This window comes from Rhodococcus sp. HM1, from assembly GCF_023218075.1.
In the GTDB taxonomy this organism is placed as follows: Bacteria; Actinomycetota; Actinomycetes; order Mycobacteriales; family Mycobacteriaceae; genus Rhodococcus.
In genome coordinates this window covers 1-3,235 of sequence record NZ_JALPTB010000153.1, presented here as the reverse complement: position 1 = coordinate 3,235, position 3,235 = coordinate 1, and the positions used below count along the sequence as shown (strand labels likewise).

Annotated in this window: 1 protein-coding gene; it reads left to right on the top strand. The window is 71.3% G+C overall.

What is annotated here, in order from left to right; genetic code table 11:
- The coding region (locus M1M07_RS32070) for a condensation domain-containing protein (protein ID WP_248676742.1) at positions 1-3,235 on the top strand (3,235 nt) is incomplete at both ends.

The following is a 3,235-nucleotide window of genomic DNA, read 5'->3' as shown; positions in this document are numbered from 1 at the left end:
TGTGACGTTGCTGGTGGAGGCGTCGGCGGAGGAGTTGCGGGCGGCGGCCGGTGAGGTGTTGCCGGAGTACATGGTGCCGTCGACGGTGACGGTGCTCGAGTCGTTGCCGGTGACGGTGAACGGGAAGTTGGATCGGGCGGCGTTGCCGGAGCCGGAGGTGGCCTCGGCCGGTGCCGGCCGGGCGCCGGTGTCGGAGGCCGAGCGGGTGTTGTGCTCGGTGTTCGTGGACGTGCTCGGTGTGGAGGGGGTCGGTGTCGACGACGACTTCTTCCATCTCGGCGGCGACTCCATCGTCGCCCTGCGCGTCGTGACCGCAGCCCGCCGTGCCGGTTTCGCCCTCACGTCCCGTGACGTCTTCGAAGCGCCCACCCCCGCGGGTCTGGCCTCCCGGGCCGTGCCGACCGACACGCTGATGGCCGCGGCCGAGGACCGGCAGGACTCGCTCGGTGTCGTCGTGCCGACCGCGATGATCACCGATCTGCTCGCGCACGACGGCGCGTGGGTCGACGGGTACGCCCAGGCCCGGGTGGTCACGCTCCCCGCCGATCTGACCGAGGACGCACTCGAGGCCGCGCTGAACGCGCTTGTCGCGACCCACGACGTGCTCCGGGCCCGGGTCGTCGACGACCCCACCTACGGCCGGACCCTCGAGGTTCCCACCGAGCCCGCACCCGAAATCGTTCTGCAGCAACGCGATCCGGCGGATCCCGAGCCGGTGCAGTCCGCTTACCGCAGCCTCGACCCGGCATCGGGAACGATGGTCGTGTTCGTCCTGCTCGACGACGCACCCGCTGCTCGCCTGCTCATCGTCGCCCACCATCTCGTCGTCGACGCGGTGTCCTGGAACATCCTGCTCGACGACCTGCGTCGGCTATGCGAACGGCCGGGATCGCTCGAACGACCCGCCACGTCCTTCCGCACGTGGAGTCGGGCGCTCGAAGCCGCCGCCGACCTCGCGGCCGACGATGCGGACCTGTGGCGGGGGATCGTCGACCCGGCCGGTGCCGTCGCGCTCACCGAGCGCGCCCTCGATCCGGCGGTGGACACCGTCGCCGCGTCGACCGTCCGGGAAATCACCGTGGCACCCGACGTGTTCGAGACGCTGTCGTCGGTGGTCGCCCCGGCGCTGCGCGTCGGGGTCGACGAGATCCTGCTCGCCGCCCTGGCGGCCGCGCTGGCCACAGCATCCGAGGAAGCCGGCGCGACCGCGCTCGTCGTCGACGTCGAAGGTCACGGTCGCGAATCCGATTCGATCGCACCGGAACTCGATCTGTCCCGCACGGTGGGCTGGCTGACCACGCTGTACCCGCTGCGGCTCGACGTGGCCGGTGTCGACCTCGACGCGGTCGCCGCCGGATCCTCCGCAGCCGGACGTCTCGTCAAGCACATCAAGGAGCAGATCCGCGCCGTCCCGAACCGCGGCATCGGCTACGGACTGCTCACCCGATACCGCGGCGAGTACGCCGCCGACCTCACCGGCGGGGCCGCGCACTCGGTGCTGTTCAACTACCTCGGCCGCATCGACGCCGCCCCGGCCACGGGAACCGGCGGGGTCTGGACGCTGTGCCCCGTCGAGAACTCGGACGGCGTCGGCACCCTCGGCGTGTCCTCCGACCCGACGATGCCCATGACGCATCCGATCGAGGTCAACGCCGCGGCCACCGCCGCCGGCGTCGTCGCGCAGTGGCGCTTCGCGGCCTCGGCGCTGCGGGCCGGTGTCGTCGACCGCGCCGCGGAACTGTGGCCGGCACTTCTGGAAGGTATTGCTGCACACGGTCGTTCGGGTTCCATCGGTGGACTGACGCCGTCGGACGTTCTCGCCTCCGTCGACTTCGACGAGCTCGACGAGCTGACCGCGCGCTATCCGTCGGCGATCGACGTCCTGCCCCTGACGCCGCTGCAGCAGGGCCTGATGTTCGAGTCGACCTTCGACACCACCGGGCACGACGCCTACGTCGTGCAGATGGCGCTCGACATCACCGGTGACCTCGACACCGCCCGGTTGCGGGCAGCCGCCGACACGGTGCTCGCCGCGCACACCCAGCTCGGGTCCGCATTCACCACCACCGATGCCGGCCGCCAGGTCGCGGTCGTCACCGCCGGCGCCGCCGTGCCGTGGCACGAAATCGACCTGTCCGCCGCGGCCGGAGCGGAACTGGACCGACGCTGGGCCGAAATCGCCGAGCAGGACCGCGAGACCCGCTTCGACCTCGCTGCGCCGCCGCTGATGCGGATCACGCTCGTACACATCGGATCCGGACAGCACCGGATGCTGCTCACGCATCACCACCTGCTGTTCGACGGCTGGTCCCTGCCGCTGGTGATCGACGCCCTGCTGCGCGCCTACGGCAACGGCATCGCAATCGGCGCGGCACCCGCGGTCGCGGCACCGGCGCGCCCCTACCGCGACTACCTCACCTGGCTGGGTGACCGCGACGAGGCCGCCGACCGGGCGGCCTGGACGGCGGCGCTCGACGGCGTCACCGAGCCGACGCTGCTCGCGGCCGGCCGGACCCTCGCGCCCGGTTCGTGCGTCGACCACACCCTCACCGTCGACGCCGAGACCGTGTCGGGCCTCGAAAGGCTCCGCCGCGAAACCGGTGTCACGCTCAACACCATCGTGCAGGTCGCGTGGTCGCTGGCGCTAGGAGCCGTCACCGGCCGCGACGATGTGCTCTTCGGCACCGCGGTCTCCGGCCGCGCGGCCGACCTCGACGGCATCGACGAGATGATCGGCATGACCGTCAACACGATCGCGGTCCGCGTCGGTCTGCGTCCCGCGGAAACCGTCGCCGACCTGCTGCGCCGCGTCCAGGCCGAGCAGGCCGCCCTGCAGGCGCACCACCACGTGGGCCTGGCGGACCTGCACCGGATCGCCGGTCTCGACGAACTGTTCGACACCCTCGTGGTGTTCGAGAACTATCCGGGTGATTTCACCGGGGCGACCGCCGGCAGCGGTCTCGACGTGCAGCTGCGCGGCATCGACGACGGCACCAGCTTCCCGCTGACGCTGCTCGTCCTGCCCGGCGAACAGCTGGAGCTGATCGTCAAGTACCACCCCGATCTGCCGGCGGCGCTGACGACCGATCTGGTCGACCGCTTCGTCCGCGTGCTGGCGCAGTGTGCGGTGGATGTGGGTGTGCGGGTTGGTGGGGTGTCGGTGTTGTCGTCGGTGGAGGCGGCGGCGTCGGTGGTGTCGGATGTGTCGGCGGTGGGGTCGTTGCCGTTGGGTCCG